The following is an 18,838-nucleotide window of genomic DNA, read 5'->3' as shown; positions in this document are numbered from 1 at the left end:
CGATGGTAGCGTGCAGCTAGTTATCGCCTCTGAAGCGAAAACCTCACGAAAGGTCGGAGACCGCTATGCAACTGACGACGGAGACGGTCCGGACCGCGGTGACGGCCGCATTGGCCGAGGACCAGGCGGTGGATGACGTCACCACGCGATGGAGCGTCCCGGCTGAACTACAGGTCGAGGCGACGGTGGTCGCCAAGCAGGCGGGTCGCGTGGCCGGTCTGCCGGTCCTACAAGGCGTGTACGCCGCCATCGATCCCACCGTCACGGTGCGGCCGGCTGTTGCCGATGGCGATCCGGTTCTCCCGGGACAGCCGCTGGCCTGGATCAGCGGTGCGGCGCACTCGATCATCACCGGCGAACGGGTGGCGCTGAACTTCGTCCAGCGGATGTCGGGCATCGCAACCCTGACGTCGGCCTTCGTAGCTGCGATCGGAGCGCGCCCGGTCCGGCTGCTCGACACCCGCAAGACCGCGCCCGGTCTCCGGGCCATGGACAAGTACGCCGTGAGTTGCGGCGGTGGAACGAACCACAGGCTCGACCTGGCCGCCATGGTGTTGCTCAAGGAGAACCATCTTGCCGCGGCCGGCGGCGTCCTGGCGGCCGTTCGCCGGGTCCGAGACGGCATGACGGCGGAAGGCAGAGGTATGGCGATCGAGGTCGAAGTCACCACTGCGGAGGAAGCCTGCGAAGCGCTGGACTGCCAGGTCGAGTGGATCCTGCTGGACAACATGTCCGCCGAGGAGATGGCCGTGGTAGTCGAGCGGCGCAACACCTCCGGGTCGACATCCCAACTCGAGGCCTCCGGCACGATCACCTTGGACACCGTCGCCGACGTCGCCGCCTCCGGTGTCGATGCCGTCTCGGTCGGCGCCCTCACCCACTCCCCTGCCGCACTCGACATCAGCCTGCTGGTCACTCGCGACCACGAACTCAACTGAGCGCCCGCACGGCGCCGGCGGCGTCGTCACCCCCAGTTATCGCCTATCAAGCGAAAATCTCCCGAGAGAAGGACTTGTTGTGACCGTTGGGACAGCAATCAGCTGGCAGGAAGAGGTACGCCGCCTCGCCCAGGAGCGGGACGCGGTCGTACTCGCCCACAACTACCAGGAACCGGCGATCCAGGACGTCGCCGACCACGTCGGCGACTCCCTAGCGTTGTCGCGCATCGCGGCCAGTACCGACGCGTCCACGATCGTCTTCTGCGGCGTGCACTTCATGGCGGAGACCGCCAAGCTTCTCAGCCCGGACAAGACCGTGCTGATCCCCACCGCCCGGGCCGGCTGTTCGCTGGCGGACACCATCGACGCCGACCAGTTGCGGGCCTGGAAGGCCGAGCACCCCGGCGCCGCTGTTGTTGCCTATGTCAACACCAGCGCGGCGGTGAAGGCCGAGGCCGATGTCTGCTGCACCTCCTCCAACGCGGTGGAGGTGGTGAACTCGATTCCGGCGGACCAGCCGATCCTGTTCCTGCCCGACCAGTTCCTCGGAGCGCATGTCCGGCGGCAGACCGGCCGGGACAACATCGAGGTGTGGATGGGCGAGTGTCATGTGCATGCCGGCATCAGCGCGGCCGACCTGCGCGCCCAGGTCGCGGCCGATCCCACGGCCGAGGTCCTCGTCCATCCCGAGTGCGGCTGCGCGTCGTCCGCGATCTGGCTCGCCGGCGTGGGTGATCTGCCGGCCCATCGGACCCACATCCTCTCCACCGCCGGCATGCTGGACGCCGCTCGCGACCTGACCGCGAAGACCGCTCTGGTCGCGACGGAGATCGGCATGCTCCATCAGCTGCGCAAGGTCAACCAGCAGACGACTTTTCTGCCGGTGAACCCGAAGGCCTCGTGCCGATTCATGAAGATGATCACCCCGGACCTGCTGGTGCGGTGTCTGCGGGAGGGACGCGACGAGATCCAGCTACCGCCCGAGATCGTCGACCGAGCCCGGCGCTCGGTCGAGCGGATGGTTGCCATCGGCAAACCTGCAGGTGCTCGATGACGCGCACCGTCGACGTGATCGTCATCGGCGCCGGCGTGGCGGGCCTGTCAACCGCGCTCGGTCTCGCCGCGACCCGCGATGTGCTCCTGCTCAGCGCCGGCGACGGCAGCACGCCCTGGGCACAGGGCGGCGTCTCGGCCGCGTACGGCGAGGACGATCCGCTCGACCACTGGCGCGACACCGATGTCGCGGGCGCGGGCTTCTGCGATCCCCGCAACGTTCGGGCGCTGGTCGAGGAAGGACCGCAGCGACTTGCCGAACTCATCGCTCAAGGGGCTCGCTTCGACCGTGACGACGACGGATCGCTGTCGAGAACCCTGGAGGGCGGCCACAGTCGTCCCCGGGTCGTGCACGCCGGCGGTGACGCCACCGGCGCGGAGGTTCATCGCGCGCTCCGCAGCGCCCTGCATCGAACCAGCGTTCAGACGATGACCGGACGAACCGTCGGCCTGCTCCAGTCGGACTCCGGAAGCATCGTAGGCGTGCTCGTCGAGAAGGGGACTCAGCTCAGGCGAATCGAGGCGCGTGCCGTCGTACTGGCCACCGGCGGTATCGGCAACGCCTACCTGGCGAGCACCAATCCGCCGACAGTGCGCGGTGACGGCGTCGCCCTGGCGCTGCGGGCCGGCGCGTCGCTGGTGGACATGGAGTTCGTCCAGTTCCACCCGACCGCGCTCTACACCGGTGAGACGAACGGTCAGTTGCCCCTGGTCACCGAGGCCGTCCGCGGTGAAGGCGCCGTACTGCGCGACGTCCATGGCCGTAGGATCATGGCCGGACGGCACCCGCGAGCCGATCTGGCCCCACGGGACGTCGTCGCACAAGCGATCGAGGCGACGATGCGCCGCGACGGGTCCGACCACGTCTGGCTGGACGCGACATGCGTCGCGCCCGACGTACTCCGACAGCGATTCCCGACTGTACTGGCCTCCTGCGCACGCATCGGGGTCGACCTGCTGTCCGAGCAGATCCCGGTCGCACCGGCCGAACACTTCCTGTGCGGCGGCGTTCGAACCGACCGCGACGGCGCAACCGATGTACCAGGCCTGTACGCCGTCGGCGAGGTCGCCGCAACCGGAGTACACGGGGCCAATAGGCTCGCCTCCAACAGCCTGCTGGAGGGACTGGTCTTCGGGCGGCGTGTGGCAACGGCACTGACCCTCGATCTCCCCGCAACGCACCACGGTCGTTCACACGAGCTCGCGCTGGGCGAGGATCGCGAACCGGAGCGGATTCGCGCGATCCTGACCAGGTACGCCGGTATCCGTCGCGACGGCGCAGGCCTGAACGCTGCCGCTGACGAGCTCGAGACCGTAGGCACCGGACCGCTCGCGACGGTGGCGCGATCTGTCATCGTGGCAGCGACAGCACGACAGGACAGCCGCGGCTGCCATTGGCGCTCCGACCATCCCCACTCCGACGAGCGCTGGGACGAGCACATCGTGGTACGCCTCGACAAAGATGGCCGCCCGACCACCCGGCAACTTCTCCACGCAGCCATGCAGTGACGGGGCACCGGCCCGCGAGATCAAGGCCGGTGCCCCGGGCATAGGCGAGCCAACGACCTGCGCCGGCGAGAGGTGTAATACCGCAGGTCTCGCCAGCTTGACCGGGTCCAGCGCTTCTTTGCGGTCCCGCACGGAGGTCGAAACGGTTAGGCTCCGCCTGAGGGCGCCGGGCGCAATGACCTTTCGAGGAAGGTACCGGCCCCGGCTTTGCTGGACATCAAAGGGGGGATCGTATGACGGAGCCGTCCAACGCCTGGCAGCTCGACGCCATCACGTACTCCGGGGGCACGCAGGACGGACCGAGCGCCAACGTGAAGCTGTCCCACGCTGGGGAACAGGTTCACGCCGAGGGTTCTGGCACCGGGCTCATCGACGCGGTGCGCCATTCGATCTCGCAGGCGACGGGCGTGGAGGCGCGGGTAGTCGCGTTCCGGGCCTACTCAGTCGGCCCGGGCAGCGAGGCTGTCGGAGAAGTCGAGCTCGAAGTGGAGCTGCCGCGCCGTAGGGTTACGGTCCGGGCGTCGTCCACCGATGTCGTCGCGGCCGCCGGGCTTGCCCTCGTCGCGGCCATCAACCAGTACAACGCACAGCTGCCGGCACGAGGCTGAGTCCAGCAAGGTGGCCACAGCCAACGAAGTACAAGCCGTGGTCTTCGACCTGGACGGCGTCCTGGTCGACTCCGAGCCGCTCTGGGACGAGATACGGCGAGCTGTCGTCGCAGACGCCGGTCGAGCCTGGCCTACGGACGCGACCCGGGCTCTGCAGGGCATGAGTACGCCGGAATGGTCCGCATACCTGATCGATGTCATCGGCGTACCCGGCCGGCCAGAGGACGTGGCCGCTATGGTCATCGACGCCATGGTCGCCCGCTACCGCAAGAACCTGCCGCTCTTACCCGGAGCCATCGAGGCCGTGGAGCGGCTCGCGAACCACTGGCCGTTGGGCCTGGCGTCATCGTCACCCCGGCAGCTGATCGCGACCGTGCTCGACTCCGCCGACCTGGCCAGCCGCTTCCAGGTCACGGTCTCCACCGAGGAAGTCACGGCAGGCAAACCCTCACCAGCGGTCTACAACGACGTCGTACGACGGCTGGCAGCCGACGCGTCCCGAGTCGTCGCGATCGAAGACTCCAGCAACGGCCTCCGCTCCGCATCCGCAGCAGGAGTCCGCGTCATCGCCATCCCCAATCCGACCTACCCACCCCAGCCAGACGCCCTCGCCCTGGCAAGCACTGTCGTCGCATCCCTTGACGACCTCACCCAGGCACTCGTCGCATCACTGGTCCCTCAGGCCTGAGGATCCATCACGGTGGCAGTCTCCGGTAACCCCCGATTGTCATGTCTGCGGCCCAGGCGATGATGACAACGCTTGCGCACCACGCCTCAACCAAATCCTTCGCCAGCAAGAGCTAACGGGCAGCCGCTCTACCCCGCTGTCAAGTCGATGCCGATGCCGGACGGGGTCAGAAGAGTCAGCTGGTTGTAGTCGATGGTGTAGGTGACCGCAGGACCGAGGGTGGCCAGGATTGCGGCCTGCATCGCGGCGGTTTCGGCAGTGCAGGCGCGGTCTGTGATGGCGACCTCGCTGAAGTTCAGTTCTGTGTTGTTGCGGGTGACCGCGCCGGAGAGTTCATTGCATCCGCTCCAGCCGGTCAGGCGCCCGCCGTCGAAGCTGATCCACGCCTGCTCGGCGTGATGGTGGTACTGGCGCAGATCGGCGTTGGTGATGGTGGTGACGACCTCCCACCTGATCCCGTCGAGCGGGAACTCGGGTTCGGCAATCTTCCGGTCCAGCAGCGTGATCGTCGTGCCGCCTGAGGTGAGGGTGAGCTCGTCGCCATTCACCTGCCAGCTGGGTTGGCTCGTCAGGAACGTCTTCAACCATTCCTCCTGGTCCCGAAGCGGCGGTTGGCAGCCGACCTGGGTGCCGCCGATTCCGTCGATCCACAGGCTCCCGTCGGCCAGCAGTTCGCCGGCTGCGGCGGCTGTGCCCATGCTGTTGCAACCGACGTGCGCTCGCACGACGTCGTACACCCGCGGGCCGTCCTGGTTCTTGTTGGGCACTCGCGCGAACTCGAGCCGGATACGCGTCTTCGGCACCAGCTGCTTGGGTTCGCCATCCTCAGTGACTGCGGTGGACAGGTACGCCTTGCCCAGCGGCGTACTGGTCGATCCGTCCAGAACCGCGATCGCGGATCTGAACTCGCGCAGTCGGTCCAGGAGTACGTCGGGTCCACCCGCCACTTGGTCCTGGATGCCCGATCGATGCAGGGTCAGCCGACCGTCCGGGTCGACGCGGATCACCGTGCTGGCTCCGTATGCCGCGGCCGGCGTACGGAGGTGGTCGGCGTCGATGATCACAGTGTCGGTCGGAAACTGCGCACGGGCTTCGGTGGCGGAGGCGGCCGGAGCTTCGCTGGTTCGGTTGGCGCTACTTCCGTACAGGAAGGGAAAGCTCTCCCACAGCAGCACCAGTGGACCCCAGGATCCGTCGAAGAACAGCACCCAGCCGTCCTTGATGGCCGGCGCCAGCCACTCGGGCATCGTCGGGTCCGACCGGATCGGCGCCAGTACGGAGATTCGCTCGGCGAGCGCGAAGTCGACCGTGGCGAGGGTGTCGGTCCGGAGGTCGAGGTACCGGAACAGCTGATCGTGCGCGGCCGCCGAGTGGACCGAGATTCCGACCGGCTGGTCGACGGTGCGACCCCTCAGGAGATTCACCGCACGGGCATCACGGGCCACCACGCCATACGTCATCGGACTGGGATTGGTCACGACGACAGCCCCGCCCCCTCGCAGCACGTCGACCGCGTGCAACTGCGCGCGATCGAACCCAGGCAGGTCCAACTCCGACATTCCCCAAGTATGAGCCCGCTGCAGCTTGCTGCAATCGGTCTCAGTGGTGTCGATGGCACCGAGCACATACCGTGATGCTGGGCCCCGCTAGATCGGTCGGCCCAGCAGAAACGGCGGGCAAAATGAGTGACGCGGTTCTGTATCACGGCTGGTGCGGTGAACCGATCGCCTGCGGCCGAGTCGGTGAGCTGTCATCGGACACGAATGAAACTGCCAAAAGGCCAAGGTGGCCGTCACCGAAAGGCTCACGCCGGCGCCGCCCGATCATCCGCGTCTGCTCTCGGGGGTGCGACCGGCTCTGCGAGGCGTGGTCGGGATGTACTGCTATCGCGCGGGCGAAGGCACAGCGATCGTCGGCTCCGTCCGTCACTCAATCGCAAGCCGGGGTTTCTCGACGGGGTGGATCCTGACCATGCCGTTCGAGAACCTCACGGACGACATCCTCTGCCCCCGACCTGGAGGCGACGAGCAGCAGCGCCTCTACCGGGGAACGATCCCGCTCTGCCCCTGCCACGAGCCGTGCTCCGACAGCGGCCGGAACCGCAGGGTGGCGAACTCGTGGTGGAAATCCCTACGCCGGCGTTCGGTCATTGCGGCAGCATGACGGTCGGGCTCCGGGACGCTGCTGTGGCCGTGCACCATCTCTTCCATCTGCCGCACGGACCGCCAGACAGAGAATGTAGAGATCGTCCGCGGCGGGCGCATCGCGGCCAGCGCCAGCGTGGTCCCCGGATGGTCACGAACCAGCCGTTCCACGGGCTTGCCCCACTTGAGGAATCTCGGCACCTCCAGGAGGCGCATCCGGGCCAGCGTGACCGCCACAACGGGTTCGGCAGGGTCGCACTCGCCCGCCCTCGCCGGCAGGTCGGGCAGCGCCGCAAGCCGCGACCAGCGACGCAGGAACTGCATGCGCACGTGCCAGCCTGCAGCCAACTCCCTGCCCAAGGGGTGATCCGCCAGGAACGTCTCGACCGCCGCCTCGTCCTCCCACCGCGCGAACATCGCCATCCGACGCAGCTGCATCCGGGCCGGCGAGACGGTCGGTGCCCCGAGGCGCATCAGCGCCAGGCACTCGGCGTACCGCAACCCGGGCGTGGAAGGCACAGTCGGCGCCTTCCACAGTGCCCCCACCGTCGTCGTCGGACGGAGCTCCGCGAGGTGAAACGTGAAGATCGTCATCGTTGGGCAACTGTCCCACGAGTGAGGCCCGCAGTGCCGAGTACGAACTCGCCTGGCATCGCAGACAGCCTCGACCCTTCTTACGACGGCACCGGCTGGCCGCTCCCCACGGCCTCCTGATCGAGCAGGCCTTTGCGAAAGTTTTGCAGAAGTTCTGCATCCAAATCCGGATCCGCGGCGGAAGAACAGGGCAAGGAAGCTCGATTCCCGAGGAGGAACTTGTATGTCTGTCCGTCGATTCGTCGCCCTGGCGGCGACCGGTCTGCTCGCCGCCGGGGTACCGGCCGCCGCGGTGACGTCCGCGCAGGCCAAGCCGACAGCCGATGCTCGCGTTTCAGTACTGCACGGAGTACCAGGCGCGACCGTTGACGTCTATGCCAACGGCAAGGCGCTGCTGACCAACTTCAAGCCCGGCACACTCACCGACCCGGTCAGCCTGCCAGAGGGCAGCTACGACCTCAAGGTGACCGCTGCCGGAGCGGGGGCCAACGGCGCCGCGGTCATCCAGGCCAACGACGTCAACGTTCCCGGCGGGGCGAACATCACCGTCGTCGCACATCTGAACGCCGCGGGGAAGCCCACGCTGACGCCGTACGTGAACGACACGTCGAAGCTCGACGCCGGCAAGGCCCGGATCACCGTGCGCCATGACGCGGCCGCACCCGCGGTCGACGTGCGAGCCGGCGGCGAGCCGGTGTTCGAGAACCTGGTGAACCCGAAAGAGGCCAAGGCCGACCTGCCTGCCGGCACGGTGAAGGCCGACGTGGTGCTCGCCGGTACCTCGACCGTCGCGATCGGTCCGGCCGACGTGAACCTCAAGGAAGGCACCAACACGATCGTCTACGCCTGGGGCAGCGCGAGCGACAAGAACCTCAAGCTCGCCGTACAGACGATCTCCGGCCTGCACGGCAGCCCGTCCGGCGTTCCGGGCGGCACCGGCGGCCAGGCAGCGTCGACCGGCACCCCGCTGTGGCTCGCGGGCGGGCTCGGCCTTGCCGGCCTGGCCCTCGTCGGGGCCGGTACGGCGGCGGTCCGGGCGCGTTCCCGGTCGTGACGATCCATGGTCGTGCGGTCACCCTCGTGGTGGCCGCACTGGCCTTCGTTCTGCTGTCGGGCTGCAGTGAGTCGGACCCGACCACCGCAGTTCCGCAGGCCGTGCCGACCAGTTCACCTTCGAGCAGTACAGCCTCGACAACACCTGCTCCTGCTCCTGCTCCCGGCAAGGGTGTTCGTACTCGGTCAGCCACCCTGCCGACCGCTGAGCCATCGTCGCCGGCACCGTCGCGCCTGACCATCGAGACCGCTTCGCTGGACATCTCGGTGCGGCCGGTAGGCGTGGCCTCCGACGGTCAGATGGAGTTGCCGCCTGATCCGGCCGTCATCGGGTGGTACCGCTTCGGTCCGGGACCGGCAGACGATCAGGGCACCGTCGTACTTGGCGGTCATCTGGACAGCAGGCAGTACGGCGTCGGCCCGCTGGTACGACTTCGCCGCATCGACGAGGGCGACCTGATCACCGTGCGCTTGAACGATGGTTCGGCGGCCCGGTATCGGGTGCAGGACGTCGAGGACATCGCCAAGAAGAAGTTGTCAGTCGACCGGCTGTTCGCCCGGGAAGGGCCTCGGGTCCTGAAGATCGTGACCTGCGGTGGGCCGTACGACCGGGACAACGGAGGCTACCGAGACAACCTGATCGTGACGGCCGTCCCGGTCTGATAGCCGATTGCTCGATTGATGCCGGCCCAGGCTCCCGGCACCGCCTCACCCGAACCGTTCCTACGTCTACTGCCGAGATTCGCCGAATGCTCGATGACCGAACCCTTCTCACTCTGCGCTGGAGCTTCACGGTGTCCGAATCGCCTTGGTATCTGAGGTCTCGTCTGGCCGCCTTCCTCGTCGTCGTCGCGGGGATCGTCTTCGCGACCGCAGCGTTGCTGGTACCTACTGCGGATCAGGCACCGCCGCGCTCCGGTACAGGGCTCGCCACCTCCGCGGAGTCCGCCGAGGTCGAGCAACTCCGTGCACAACTTCCGGAAGCGGACGCCACGTCGGCGCTCCTCGTCTTCAGTCGGTCAGATCAGGCAGTCCTCAGTTCGACCGACCGTACGTCGGCGCAGGAGAAAGCCGGCAGCCTCGGCTCTCGCGGTCCGCTGCAGCTGTCGCCGGACGGCCGGGTAGCGCTCGCGGTCTTGACGCTTCCGGCGGCCGATGACGAAGTCATCGCCCAGAAGGTCGACGACATCCGCGCTGAGCTGACCGGGCTGCCGGACGGCCTGTCGGTGGATGTCACCGGACCTGCTGCCTTCACCACGGACCTGACTCGGGTGTTCGATGGTGCCGACGCTCGCCTGATCCTCGTGACGGCCGGCGTCGTCGCCGTACTGCTTCTCCTGACCTACCGAAGCCCTGGTCTGGTGCTGATACCGCTGACGGTTGTGGGCTTGACCGAGCAGGTCACACGAGGCGTGTCGGAGCAGGTTCTGTCCAGGCTCGGAATCCCCGGCGGTGGGCCGGTCGCCGGGATCGTGAGCGTGCTGGTCTTCGGTGCCGCGACCGACTACGCGCTCCTGCTGATCGCCAGGTATCGCGAGCAGCTTCGGACCTCCGAGAAGCCGCTCGAGGCGATGAGAATCGCTGCACGTCGCGTGTCCGAGCCGATCCTGGCCAGCGGCGGTACGGTGATCGGCGCGCTCGCGCTACTCGTGCTGGCGAGCACCGAGACATTGCAGGGCATCGGAATAGCCTGCATCATCGGAATCTCGTTCGCGATGGTGTCGGGGCTGGTCATCCTGCCGTCGGCGCTTGTCCTCTTCGGCCGCCGCGTGTTCTGGCCCTTCATCCCGCGCACGGGAGATCCCGCGACCGAAGGCAAGCTGTGGGGACGGCTCGGCCGCGGGGTGGCTCGCCGGCCCGGCGCCGTCCTGCTGTTGTCGACTCTGCTCCTGGCAGGGCTCGCCCTGGGGACGTTCGGCGTGCGGACCGGCCTGGCACAGAACGAGCAGTTCCGGGTGGAGCCCGAGGCGGTCCGTGGTGCCAAGGTTCTGGCGCAGGCGTTCCCCGCCGGGGCCACCGAGCCGGTGGTGGTCATCGGGCCCGCGAAGAAGGCGGACGACACCGCGACCGCGGTGACCGATGTCCCCGGCGTTGCCGACGTACGGCCGGGAAGTCGCGACAGCCGGCTCGCCCAGTACGACGTGATCCTGACGGCCCAGCCGGGCAGCGAGGAGTCGTCGGCCACTGTGCGCGAGCTCCGCGACCGACTCGACCAGGTCGACGAACGAGTCCTGGTCGGCGGCGGACCCGCCGAGAGCGTGGACGTCCAGCAGGCGGATCAACGTGACCGGCTCCTGATCATGCCGTTGATCCTGCTCCTCGTCGGCCTCGTACTCGTTGCGGTCCTCAGATCGATTCTGGCTCCGCTCCTGCTCCTGGCAACTGTGGTCGCCTCGTTCTTCGCCAGCCTCGGAGCAAGCTGGTTGTTGTTCGACCACGTTCTCGGCTCTCCGGCGCTCGACGGCTCGGTCATCCTGCTGTCGTTCCTGTTCCTGGTCGCGCTCGGGGTGGACTACAACATCTTTCTCAGCACCCGTGCTCGCGAGGAGGCCTTCGAGTCCGGCACTCGTGCGGGCATGCAGACCGCGCTCCGGGTCACGGGTGGGGTCATCACCAGCGCGGGATTGTTGCTCGCCGCGGTTTTCGCCGTACTCGGGGTCCTGCCGCTGATCACCTTGACCCAGGTCGGAGTCATCGTCTGCGTCGGAGTACTCCTCGACACTCTCCTCGTGCGGACAGTTGTCGTACCGGCGTTGGCCTTCCTCCTGGGTGATCGGTTCTGGTGGCCCGCGGCTCCGCACCTGAATTCGCCCGAGATCCCTCGAAAATCAACGCATCCAGCCGCGGTAGTCATCGAGAAGTAACTGCTACAGCGGCGGCGACGAGGCCGCCGCTCCTCGTCCGAAAGGTTGTCCGATGCGAAACACCACACGACGCCTGACCCGCTACCTGACCGCTGGAGCGGTCGCGGTGGGAATGCTCGCGACAAGTGTCATCGCTTCCGCAGCGCCGGCCGGCGCCACCCGCCCGGTGGGTACGAAGAGCCTGGCCAGCGTTCTCGCGGCCGACGGCGACACCTTCGATCACAACTGGTACGACTACGACGTCCTCACGCAGGCGGTCGGAGCCGTTCTCGCTGCGAAGCCGAACAGTCCGGTCAAGGTCCTGGCCGACGGAACGGTCCGGCTCACGGCCTTCCTGCCCAGCGACCGCGCGTTCCAGCTGCTCGCGAAGGATCTGACCGGCACGAAGTACCGCACCGAAGCAGAACTGTTCAGCGGTCTGGCCGGGTTGCTCGGCGTCGACACCATCGAGTCAGTCCTGCTCTACCACGTGGTTCCTGGCGTCACGATCGACAGCAAGACCGCGCTGCGATCCGACGGTGTCAAGCTCACGACCGCCCTGTCCGGCGCGACCATCACCGTCGATGTGCTCAGCAAGCGCCGGCGTCTGATCAAACTCGTTGACGCCGACCGCGACGACGCCGACCCGCTGGTCAACCGGTGGGCCCTGGACATCAACAAGGGCAACCGGCAGATCGCGCACGGGATCTGGCTGGTACTGCGCCCACTCGACATCTGAACACCCGCCGTCGTCGCGGTCACGCAGCTTCCGGGCCGGGTGACCGCGACGTACTCCTCGTCCTACGCGACGAAAGGGGTTGACCCCGCAGTGGTCGTCCGAATTCCCCCGAGCTCCGGCGTGGGTACTTGCGCCGACAGCCGGAGGCCCGCGGGCGGAGGTTTCAGGCGCGGTTTCTACGAGGTCTGGCTGATCAACGCCGACGGCAAGCGGATGGTCTCTCTCGGCGTCCTCGATCCCTGCACCGGTGGCACCTTCCAGGTCCCCGCCGAGCTCACCAGCCAGGACTACCAGATCGTCGACGTCTCCCTCGAGCCCCGCGACGGCAACCCGAGCACTCGCACGACAGCGTCCTTCGCGGCACCCTGCCGAATTGAGCGCGGCACGTCAGTCTCGGGCTGACGAGACGCCCAGCTCCTCCGCGGTCGCCGCCGCCGCACGGCGCCCGGAGACCAGCGCGCCCTGGATCGAGCTGGTGTCGCGGTGATCGCCGCAGACGTAGACACCGCGCTCGGTCCGCACCGATCTCGTCAGCGGATGCACGGGCGTCATCCGCGGCAACGCCTTGGTGATCCGGTACTCCGCGAGCAGTTCCATCCTGTGGTAGACGTGCGGTAGAGATCCGCCAGCGATGTCCGCACCTGGTCGGCGGGCGCCGGATCTCCTGGGACGGATGCGGCGACGAGAGCTCGGCCGGGTGGCGCGTAAGACGGAGAGACCTCGCTCATCACCGCCGTTCTCAGCAACGAGCCGGTCGAGCCGTCGAGCAGCAGCACAGGACGGCGAATCGGCGGTTCGGGCGCCGCGAAGTACCACGTGCACACCTGCGACCACAGCAGAGGCTTCACCCCTGCGATCAGGTCGGCCGCCGTGGACCCGTCGGTTGCGACGAGTACGGCGCGGGCAGCGATCGGTGCGGCCTCGCCGTCCAACCAGACTGTCGCGCGTTCACCCGGACGACCCGGCTCGTCGTACGACGCCGGCTACGAACGGCCGGAGGATCTCGTCGACTGTCTGGTCCGAGAGTCGCCAGCGGTCGAACTCGCGTCGCGTCTCACGGTCGGGCGCGGTACGAACCCCACCGGGCGGAAGGAGGGCGTCGCGAAGCGAGAACACGGCGACGGCAGCCGCATCGGACGGGCGACTGACGGCGAACCTGGCCAACCGCGTCACCGCCTCGGGTCTGCGCCACGACAACTCGAGATCCCAGCGAGATTCCTTGCCCTGAGCTACCACTCCTCGGGAGAAGTAACGCAGGTCAAGGCTGTCGAGATCGACCGCGCGGCTCAGCTCGGGATAGGCCGGCAGCAGCACCTGGAACCCGCGGTCCAGGCGAAACCCGTCCAGCACGTCGGTCCGGACCCTGCCCCCGATCCGATCGCTTCCAGGACAAGAACGAGGGGGCCGGCATCGGTGAGTCTGTTCGCCGCGGCCAACCCGGCCAGTCCTGCCCCGACCACGACCACATCGGCATCGTCCATCATTACCTCCGGTTCCGCCTGTCCGGCCGCGCCCATCGGGTCACTGCAGAGTAGTTCGACGAGCGAAGGTGAACCGGGGGAAGGCGTGCGGACGCGATTCGCCACGACTGGTGGTGCTGCGGATCATGCGTTCGTGTCATCGTTGGTCCATGCGTGCATCGGATGCGCCGGTCGACGAGGTCGAGCGGGTGGCGACCGTCCTGCCCGTGGGGAAGGTGGCAGAGCTGCTGGGCGTCCCCGCGGTGACGCTGCGCACCTGGGACGCTCGCTACGGTGTCGGACCCTCCGCCAGGACGTCCGGACTCCATCGCAGGTACACGCCGTGGGACGTCGACCGGCTGCGCAGGATGCAGCGCCTGATCGCCACAGGAATCGCCGCGGGCGACGCGGCGCAACTGAGCCTCCAGGTCAGTACGCCGGCCACCGCCGACGACCAGGACCGGCGGATCGTCGAGCTGGCGGAGTCGGTCGCCGTCGCCGAACTGGCGGGTGTGCTCGACGATCACCTGATGACGCACGGTGCTGCCGCGACGTGGACGGAGCTGGTCTCGCCGGCCTTCCGAATCCTCGATGAGCGTTTCGGCCAGGTCGGCGACTGCACGGACATCGAGCTTCTGCTGGCCGACGCCGTCCAGGCAGCGGTCGAACGCTATCTCGACCGCCGCGTGCTGAGGCCAGGTCCCGGACGCCCGGTGCTCCTCGTCCAGTGCCCTGAGGAGCGCCACACACTGCCGTTGACGATGCTGAGAGCGGTACTGCTCGAGCAAGGCAGGCCGGTCATCCTGCTGGGTCCGGGCAGCACCGACCAAGCGGTGACGCAGTCAGTTGCCCGGTCCAAGCCGCGCGTGGTCGCCCTCTGGGCTCTCGTCCGCCGCCCGGGCCAGCTGCGCCTGCGCAACCGCATCGAGGCCGCCGGCTGTCCCGTCCTGCTCGCCGGTCCCGGCTGGCCGGCCTCGGCCGAGCCCCTCGACGATCTGACCTCAGCCGTCGACAGGCTGACGAAGTCCCACCGGTCCGTGCGACGCAGCGGGTGAATCAATCGTCTCCGGTTCCTCGTCCACGCCCAGCAGGTAAGCAACGATCCCGGCGAGCAGCAGGGAGCCACCCGCTGTCGCGTAGTACCAGGCCTCGGGCCGGCTCCAGCTGAGACCGGTCGTCATGGGGTCTGAGCTATCTGATAGGTCCACACCGCCGCGAACACCAACCCGGTCGTGATCAGGTAGCGCGCACTCCACTGCGCACCGCAACCCGCAGCGCAGCGCAGCGCGCGGTCTGTCGCCGAACCGTTGCCGCCTGAAACGATCGCCGACCGGGCCTCATGACACGGCCGACTTTACACGGCGAGCCTGCCGTGCATCAATTGTGCATAAGTTTGCGGACCGGACCATCTCCGGAGGTGAGCACGTGGCAGCCGAACTCCCCAGGCCGGTGGCGTGGGCGGACGACCGCCTCGGGATCGGCAAGATCGGCCGCAAGAACCTGCGCAAGGTCTTCCCGGACCACTGGTCCTTCATGCTCGGCGAGATCGCGCTGTACAGCTTCATCATCCTGATCCTCACCGGCATCGTCCTGACCTTCTGGTTCAAGCCGTCGATGGCCGAGGTCGAGTACCAGGGCTCGTACAGCCTGCTCAAGGGACTCACGATGTCGGAGGCCTACGAATCGACGCTCGCCATCTCCTTCGACGTCCGCGGCGGCCTGCTGATGCGGCAGATCCACCACTGGGCAGCGATCTTGTTCACCGCCGCGATGAGCATCCACCTGCTCCGCGTCTTCTTCACCGGCGCCTTCCGCAAGCCGCGTGAGCTGAACTGGGTGATCGGCATCGTCATGTTGTTCCTCGGTGTGGTCGAGGGCTTCATCGGCTACGGGCTGCCGGACGACCTGCTCTCCGGCACCGGCCTGCGGATCACTCAAGGTCTCGTGCTCGCGGCACCCGTGGTCGGTACGTATCTGAGCTTCTTCATCTTCGGCGGCGAGTTCCCCGGCGACGACTTCGTCTCCCGCTTCTACACGGTCCACGTACTCCTGATCCCGGGCATCCTGCTCGCGCTGATCACGGTGCACCTGTTCCTCGTCGTGTACCACAAGCACACGCAGTACCCGGGCCCCGGCCGGACCAACAACAACGTCGTCGGCTACCCGCTGATGCCGGTGTACATGACCAAAGCCGGCGGCTTCTTCTTCGTCATGTTCGGCATCACCGCCCTGATGGGCGCCGTGATGCAGATCAACCCGGTCTGGCTGTACGGCCCGTACAACCCGGCGGAGGTGACGGCCGGATCGCAGCCGGACTGGTACATGGGCTGGCTCGACGGTGCGGTCCGGCTGATGCCCGGAATCGAGTCCGAGATCGGCACCGTGACGATCAGCTGGAACATCCTCCTGCCGGCCTTGCTGGTGCCTCCGCTGTTCATCGGGTTCGTTGCCTTGTATCCGTTCATCGAGGCCCGGATCACCGGCGACAAGCGGGAGCACCATCTGCTGGACCGGCCGCGCAACGTTCCGACCCGCACCGGCATCGGCGCCGCGATGATCACCTTCTACGGCGTGCTCTGGCTGAACAGCGGCAACGACCTGATCGCCACCCACTTCCACACCTCGATCAACACCATCACCTGGATCTGCCGCTTCCTGGTGATCCTCGGTCCGGTGCTGGCGTTCTGGGTGACTCGGCGGATCGCGATCTCGCTGCAGCGGGCCGACAAGGAGCGGCTCCTGCACGGTCTGGAGACCGGCGTCATCGTCCGCTCTCCCGCCGGTGGGTACTCCGAGAGGCACGCGCCGATCTCGATCTACGAGGCCTACGAGCTCACAGCCCGGGAGCGCGTGGTTCCGGTCGAGGTTCCGCCGGACACCGACGAGAACGGCGTGGCCCGGCCCCGTCGCCGCCGGGACCGGCTTCGGGCCGCTCTCTCGCGGTTCTACTTCGCCGACGCCGTACAGAAGCCGACCGCGGACGAGATCGAGCAGGCGCGACGGCACGAGACGCCACTGGAACTCGACCGTGCCGGCACCGACGAGCTGATCGACGAGCCGGCGTCCTCCCGGAGCCGGTGATCGATCGACCCGAGACATTCGCCGCTGACTGAATCCGCCAAGTGGTATCGGACGGAGGTACTGGACGAAGGTTCGTGATCGTCAAATCCGTAATGCAATCGGTGAGGTCGAGTGCATTCACCCGTTTCCGGCTACGACCGACTCACTGGCCGTCGGCGGCGAGGGCCATCGCACGGGCTGGCGCTCGTCCCCGGGCCACGATGACGGAGTTCTCTGCTGGGTGCGACTCGACAGCCCTGGTCGCGAGGAGCCGACGGACAAGCCGCTCGACTGATCAGGTCACGAGGCGGTCACCTCGTCGAACGGTGGTCATGCGGATCCTGTCCGGCGAAGGAGCGGGGAGCGTCGTCGAATCCCATCCGACGCCCCTCGGGATCGGCGACGACGGACGCCCACGGACGACCCGCTGGCTGTTCGGAGACCAGTTGCGACCGCATTTCGTCGACGACACCGACGACCACGTGCTCATGGTCGAGTCTCGACGGGTCTTCGCGCGGCGCCACTTTCACCGGCAGCAGGCACATCTGGTGATGTCGGCCATGCGGCACCGCGCCGCCGAACTGGTCGACCGGGTCCGCGCCTCCGAGAGCCGAGGGCGGATGTCCCGGAGCGGGCTCGGCAGAGGGCCACTGATCGAACCATCGGCCCTGGGCCCGCTTCTTGCCCCCGCGGTACTAGCCCGAAGTCCTCACTGAGCCCGTTCCTGGCCTGGTTGAGCGAGTCGCGCGCGTTGCTGGCGATCTCGGTCCAGGTCGGCAGCTGTGTCATCGGGTCAGCACCTCCACCCTTGGCCCGGATCTCGGCTTCGGACAGCCGTTTCTCCGCTGTCCAGCTCTCAGCGCTCGCGATGCGCACCCGCTCGCACCGCTGGTCGCGGTGCGGGTGCTCGGACACCGGGGCTCGGTCAGCGTCGGCCCACAGGTTCCGGTACGCCGCGCGGTCGATGACCTCGCTCATCGCTGCTGCTCCCGCCGGTCGTTGTAGCCCTGCTGGTTGATCGCGGCCTGTGCCTGCTCGAACGCCTGGCCCAGTGCGCGCCAGATGAGCTGCGTGCTGCAGATGGGCCTGCGCCTGGTCGACGCTCTCGCCCGGGTCGCGGTTGTTGTCGTACACGTCCTACTCGTCCAGCGACCTGCGCAGGCCGTCGCCCATCTGCTCGGCCAGCTGGGCAAGTCCCCAGCCCGCCGCGTTCAGGTTGCCGGTCAGCGAGTACACCAGTGGCGCCGGCGTCGTCCGGAACGTCCTGGCGTTGAGCCTGCGATTGACTCCGAGCCGCTCGGCACCGGGTCAGCGGCATGGGGAGATACGTCATCTGACGCAAGCCGGGTGGGGGTTGCGCGGCCTAGGTTCGAGGCGATATCGGAACGAGGCCCGCGGTCGCGGGTGAAGGAGGCGCAGGATGACTGCAGCGGTGAAGAATGTCGTGCTGGTGCACGGTGGCTTCGTGGACGGGTCGGGGTGGCAGGGCGTTTACGACCAACTGACCCAGGACGGTTACCGGGTGGCCGTCGTACAGAACCCGACCATCTCGCTGGCCGATGACGTGGCCGCGACCGAGGCGGTCCTCGACGAGCTCGAGGAACCGGCGATCCTGGTCGGGCACTCGTACGGCGGAGTGGTGGTGACCGAAGCCGGCAACCACCCGAACGTCGCGGCGGTCGTCTACATCGCGGCCTTCGCGCCGGACAAGGGTGAGTCGGTCAACACGCTGATCGCCGACCCGCCACCGGGTGCGCCGGTGCCGCCGATCTTGCCGCCGAAGAACGGGTTCCTGTTCCTCGATCGGGAGCAGTTCGCGGCGTCGTTCGCCGGTGACCTGCCGCCGCAGCAGGCGGCGTTCATGGCCGACTCGCAGACTCCGTGGGGTGTCGACGCCCTCGGCGGAACGGTGTCGGAGCCGGCGTGGCGGGTGAAGCCGTCGTGGTACCTGGTCGCGACCGACGACCGGATGATCCCGCCGCCGGCGCAGCGCGCGATGTCTGAGCGCGCCGGCTCGACCGTCACAGAGGTCGCCGGCAGCCACTCGGTCTACGTTTCGCAGCCGGCCGCGGTGGCCGCCATCATCGTCCAGGCCGCCGAAGGAGTGTCCAGGTAGCTGGTACGTGCGGCGGTCCTGCGAGCCTATGCT

19 protein-coding genes are annotated in these 18,838 nt (G+C 67.7%); 14 read left to right on the top strand and 5 right to left on the bottom strand.

The window, feature by feature from the left end:
• The first annotated feature begins 65 nt into the window (after positions 1–65).
• The 5 genes from nadC to ACGFIF_RS29405 all read left to right on the top strand — a co-directional run bounded on the left by nadC (position 66) and on the right by ACGFIF_RS29405 (position 4,796).
• Positions 66–938 (top strand): carboxylating nicotinate-nucleotide diphosphorylase, encoded by an 873-nt coding sequence (gene nadC / locus ACGFIF_RS29425; RefSeq protein ID WP_393158923.1) that lies wholly within the window; start codon positions 66–68, stop codon positions 936–938.
• 79 nt (positions 939–1,017) lie between these two features.
• Positions 1,018–1,992 carry a quinolinate synthase NadA gene (nadA, locus tag ACGFIF_RS29420; protein WP_393158922.1) on the top strand — a complete coding sequence of 325 codons (975 nt, stop codon included), beginning with the start codon at positions 1,018–1,020 and terminating at the stop codon, positions 1,990–1,992.
• A complete protein-coding gene (nadB, locus tag ACGFIF_RS29415; protein ID WP_393158920.1) occupies positions 1,989–3,500 on the top strand; it encodes an L-aspartate oxidase in 1,512 nt (503 codons plus the stop codon). Before nadA ends, nadB begins: the two co-directional genes overlap by 4 nt.
• Before the next feature lie 233 nt (positions 3,501–3,733).
• Entirely contained in the window at positions 3,734–4,108 is a 375-nt protein-coding gene (locus tag ACGFIF_RS29410; RefSeq protein ID WP_393158918.1) for an alpha-isopropylmalate synthase regulatory domain-containing protein, read from the top strand.
• A gap of 10 nt (positions 4,109–4,118) precedes the next feature.
• The gene (locus ACGFIF_RS29405) at positions 4,119–4,796 is read left to right on the top strand and encodes an HAD family hydrolase (protein WP_393158917.1); all 678 of its coding nucleotides are present in this window, start codon (positions 4,119–4,121) and stop codon (positions 4,794–4,796) included.
• Between the two features lie 128 nt (positions 4,797–4,924).
• On the opposite strand, the gene ACGFIF_RS29400 is transcribed toward ACGFIF_RS29405, so the two are convergent.
• Positions 4,925–6,355, bottom strand: coding sequence for an META domain-containing protein (locus ACGFIF_RS29400; protein ID WP_393158915.1), 1,431 nt, complete (start codon positions 6,353–6,355; stop codon positions 4,925–4,927).
• Between the two features lie 480 nt (positions 6,356–6,835).
• On the bottom strand, positions 6,836–7,534 hold the full coding sequence (locus ACGFIF_RS29395) for a hypothetical protein (protein WP_393158914.1): 699 nt from the start codon (positions 7,532–7,534) through the stop codon (positions 6,836–6,838).
• 223 nt (positions 7,535–7,757) lie between these two features.
• Between ACGFIF_RS29395 and ACGFIF_RS29390 the strand changes: the two genes are divergently transcribed.
• The 5 genes from ACGFIF_RS29390 to ACGFIF_RS29370 all read left to right on the top strand — a co-directional run bounded on the left by ACGFIF_RS29390 (position 7,758) and on the right by ACGFIF_RS29370 (position 12,571).
• Entirely contained in the window at positions 7,758–8,588 is an 831-nt protein-coding gene (locus ACGFIF_RS29390; protein WP_393158912.1) for a DUF4397 domain-containing protein, read from the top strand.
• Positions 8,585–9,250 (top strand): class F sortase, encoded by a 666-nt coding sequence (locus tag ACGFIF_RS29385; RefSeq protein WP_393158911.1) that lies wholly within the window; start codon positions 8,585–8,587, stop codon positions 9,248–9,250. The genes ACGFIF_RS29390 and ACGFIF_RS29385 overlap by 4 nt, the downstream gene beginning before the upstream one ends.
• Positions 9,251–9,381: 131 nt before the next feature.
• Positions 9,382–11,451, top strand: a complete 2,070-nt coding sequence (locus ACGFIF_RS29380; RefSeq protein WP_393158909.1) for an MMPL family transporter — start codon at positions 9,382–9,384, stop codon at positions 11,449–11,451.
• Positions 11,452–11,503: 52 nt separating this feature from the next.
• Complete coding sequence (locus ACGFIF_RS29375; RefSeq protein ID WP_393158907.1) at positions 11,504–12,169, top strand: fasciclin domain-containing protein; 666 nt, start codon at positions 11,504–11,506, stop codon at positions 12,167–12,169.
• Between the two features lie 39 nt (positions 12,170–12,208).
• Positions 12,209–12,571, top strand: coding sequence for an anti-sigma factor (locus tag ACGFIF_RS29370; RefSeq protein ID WP_393158906.1), 363 nt, complete (start codon positions 12,209–12,211; stop codon positions 12,569–12,571).
• Here ACGFIF_RS29370 and ACGFIF_RS29365 read toward each other — a convergent pair.
• The 3 genes from ACGFIF_RS29365 to ACGFIF_RS29355 all read right to left on the bottom strand — a co-directional run bounded on the left by ACGFIF_RS29365 (position 12,557) and on the right by ACGFIF_RS29355 (position 13,650).
• Positions 12,557–12,766, bottom strand: coding sequence for an FAD-dependent oxidoreductase (locus ACGFIF_RS29365; protein ID WP_393158904.1), 210 nt, complete (start codon positions 12,764–12,766; stop codon positions 12,557–12,559). The two genes, ACGFIF_RS29370 and ACGFIF_RS29365, sit on opposite strands and share 15 nt — an antisense overlap.
• 351 nt (positions 12,767–13,117) lie before the next feature.
• Positions 13,118–13,543 (bottom strand): FAD-dependent oxidoreductase, encoded by a 426-nt coding sequence (locus ACGFIF_RS29360; RefSeq protein ID WP_393159017.1) that lies wholly within the window; start codon positions 13,541–13,543, stop codon positions 13,118–13,120.
• Positions 13,456–13,650 (bottom strand): FAD-binding protein, encoded by a 195-nt coding sequence (locus ACGFIF_RS29355; RefSeq protein WP_393158902.1) that lies wholly within the window; start codon positions 13,648–13,650, stop codon positions 13,456–13,458. Before ACGFIF_RS29355 ends, ACGFIF_RS29360 begins: the two co-directional genes overlap by 88 nt.
• 149 nt (positions 13,651–13,799) lie before the next feature.
• Between ACGFIF_RS29355 and ACGFIF_RS29350 the strand changes: the two genes are divergently transcribed.
• The 4 genes from ACGFIF_RS29350 to ACGFIF_RS29335 all read left to right on the top strand — a co-directional run bounded on the left by ACGFIF_RS29350 (position 13,800) and on the right by ACGFIF_RS29335 (position 18,805).
• A complete protein-coding gene (locus ACGFIF_RS29350; RefSeq protein ID WP_393158901.1) occupies positions 13,800–14,684 on the top strand; it encodes a MerR family transcriptional regulator in 885 nt (294 codons plus the stop codon).
• 370 nt (positions 14,685–15,054) lie between these two features.
• The gene (locus ACGFIF_RS29345; protein WP_393158900.1) at positions 15,055–16,710 is read left to right on the top strand and encodes a cytochrome bc complex cytochrome b subunit; all 1,656 of its coding nucleotides are present in this window, start codon (positions 15,055–15,057) and stop codon (positions 16,708–16,710) included.
• A gap of 92 nt (positions 16,711–16,802) precedes the next feature.
• The gene (locus ACGFIF_RS29340; protein ID WP_393158899.1) at positions 16,803–17,405 is read left to right on the top strand and encodes a cryptochrome/photolyase family protein; all 603 of its coding nucleotides are present in this window, start codon (positions 16,803–16,805) and stop codon (positions 17,403–17,405) included.
• A 704-nt stretch (positions 17,406–18,109) separates the two neighbouring features.
• On the top strand, positions 18,110–18,805 hold the full coding sequence (locus ACGFIF_RS29335; RefSeq protein WP_393158898.1) for an alpha/beta fold hydrolase: 696 nt from the start codon (positions 18,110–18,112) through the stop codon (positions 18,803–18,805).
• Positions 18,806–18,838: the final 33 nt, after the last annotated feature.

It is taken from the genome of Kribbella sp. NPDC049174, from assembly GCF_043197365.1.
GTDB lineage: Bacteria > Actinomycetota > Actinomycetes > Propionibacteriales > Kribbellaceae > Kribbella.
This window is presented reverse-complemented; position numbering and strand designations above follow the sequence as displayed.

Excerpts from the sequence above, each read along its gene's own strand:
- nadC (WP_393158923.1), top strand. The coding sequence starts at position 66 with ATGCAACTGACGACGGAGACGGTCCGGACCGCGGTGACGGCCGCATTG.
- nadB (WP_393158920.1), top strand. The coding sequence starts at position 1,989 with ATGACGCGCACCGTCGACGTGATCGTCATCGGCGCCGGCGTGGCGGGC.
- ACGFIF_RS29410 (WP_393158918.1), top strand. The coding sequence starts at position 3,734 with ATGACGGAGCCGTCCAACGCCTGGCAGCTCGACGCCATCACGTACTCC.
- ACGFIF_RS29400 (WP_393158915.1), bottom strand. The coding sequence starts at position 6,355 with ATGTCGGAGTTGGACCTGCCTGGGTTCGATCGCGCGCAGTTGCACGCG.
- ACGFIF_RS29395 (WP_393158914.1), bottom strand. The coding sequence starts at position 7,534 with ATGACGATCTTCACGTTTCACCTCGCGGAGCTCCGTCCGACGACGACG.
- ACGFIF_RS29390 (WP_393158912.1), top strand. The coding sequence starts at position 7,758 with ATGTCTGTCCGTCGATTCGTCGCCCTGGCGGCGACCGGTCTGCTCGCC.
- ACGFIF_RS29375 (WP_393158907.1), top strand. The coding sequence starts at position 11,504 with ATGCGAAACACCACACGACGCCTGACCCGCTACCTGACCGCTGGAGCG.
- ACGFIF_RS29365 (WP_393158904.1), bottom strand. The coding sequence starts at position 12,766 with ATGGAACTGCTCGCGGAGTACCGGATCACCAAGGCGTTGCCGCGGATG.
- ACGFIF_RS29355 (WP_393158902.1), bottom strand. The coding sequence starts at position 13,650 with ATGGACGATGCCGATGTGGTCGTGGTCGGGGCAGGACTGGCCGGGTTG.
- ACGFIF_RS29350 (WP_393158901.1), top strand. The coding sequence starts at position 13,800 with ATGCGTGCATCGGATGCGCCGGTCGACGAGGTCGAGCGGGTGGCGACC.
- ACGFIF_RS29340 (WP_393158899.1), top strand. The coding sequence starts at position 16,803 with ATGCAATCGGTGAGGTCGAGTGCATTCACCCGTTTCCGGCTACGACCG.
- ACGFIF_RS29335 (WP_393158898.1), top strand. The coding sequence starts at position 18,110 with ATGACTGCAGCGGTGAAGAATGTCGTGCTGGTGCACGGTGGCTTCGTG.